Source organism: Kineosporia mesophila, from assembly GCF_021129235.1.
Taxonomy (GTDB): Bacteria; Actinomycetota; Actinomycetes; order Actinomycetales; family Kineosporiaceae; genus Kineosporia; species Kineosporia mesophila.
The window spans coordinates 1-1,412 of record NZ_JAJOMA010000053.1 but is presented as its reverse complement, the minus strand read 5'-3'; the positions used below and the strand labels follow the sequence as shown (position 1 = coordinate 1,412).

Annotated in this window: 2 rRNA genes; both read left to right on the top strand. The window is 55.7% G+C overall.

The features are described from left to right. Positions 1-1,174 (top strand): 23S ribosomal RNA (locus LR393_RS34760); the annotation flags it as partial. A gap of 119 nt (positions 1,175-1,293) precedes the next feature. Continuing rightward, positions 1,294-1,410 (top strand): 5S ribosomal RNA (rrf, locus tag LR393_RS34755). Positions 1,411-1,412: the final 2 nt, after the last annotated feature.

Genomic DNA, 1,412 nt, shown 5'->3' with positions numbered 1-1,412 from the left:
TGAGCGTTTGAGGGCCGCAGAGACCAGGGAGAAGCGACTGTTTACTAAAAACACAGGTCCGTGCGAAGTCGCAAGACGATGTATACGGACTGACGCCTGCCCGGTGCTGGAACGTTAAGGGGACCGGTTAGCTGTAAGGCGAAGCTGAGAACTTAAGCGCCAGTAAACGGCGGTGGTAACTATAACCATCCTAAGGTAGCGAAATTCCTTGTCGGGTAAGTTCCGACCTGCACGAATGGCGTAACGACTTCTCCGCTGTCTCAACCGCGAACTCGGCGAAATTGCATTACGAGTAAAGATGCTCGTTACGCGCAGCAGGACGGAAAGACCCCGGGACCTTTACTATAGCTTGGTATTGGTGTTCGGTACGGCTTGTGTAGGATAGGTGGGAGACTGTGAAGCTGGCACGCTAGTGTGGGTGGAGTCGACGTTGAAATACCACTCTGGTCGTTCTGGATGTCTAACTTTGGTCCGTGATCCGGATCAGGGACAGTGCCTGGTGGGTAGTTTAACTGGGGCGGTTGCCTCCTAAAGAGTAACGGAGGCGCCCAAAGGTTCCCTCAGCCTGGTTGGCAATCAGGTGTCGAGTGTAAGTGCACAAGGGAGCTTGACTGTGAGACCGACAGGTCGAGCAGGGACGAAAGTCGGGACTAGTGATCCGGCAGTGGCTTGTGGAAGCGCTGTCGCTCAACGGATAAAAGGTACCCCGGGGATAACAGGCTGATCTTGCCCAAGAGTCCATATCGACGGCATGGTTTGGCACCTCGATGTCGGCTCGTCGCATCCTGGGGCTGGAGTAGGTCCCAAGGGTTGGGCTGTTCGCCCATTAAAGCGGTACGCGAGCTGGGTTTAGAACGTCGTGAGACAGTTCGGTCCCTATCCGCTGCGCGCGTTGGAAACTTGAGAAGGGCTGTCCCTAGTACGAGAGGACCGGGACGGACGAACCTCTGGTGTGCCAGTTGTCCTGCCAAGGGCACCGCTGGTTAGCTACGTTCGGAAGGGATAACCGCTGAAGGCATCTAAGCGGGAAGCTCGCTTCAAGATGAGGTTTCCATGGCACCTTTGAGTGTCGAGAGGCTCCCAGCTAGACTACTGGGTTGATAGGCCGGATGTGGAAGCGGGGACTGAAGACCCGTGAAGCTGACCGGTACTAATATGCCGATGACTTATCTAACACATGACTCGCTCATCTATGCGCGATAGAAGATGAACACCTCACGTCCACTATGCGGTTCACGGGAAACGACCGTACACACCCAAGAGATTCATGGGTGACGGTTGTGCCGAGAGAGTTACGGCGATCATAGCGGCAGGGAAACGCCCGGTCTCATTCCGAACCCGGAAGCTAAGCCTGCCAGCGCCGATGGTACTGCACTGGTTACGGTGTGGGAGAGTAGGACATCGCCGGACAA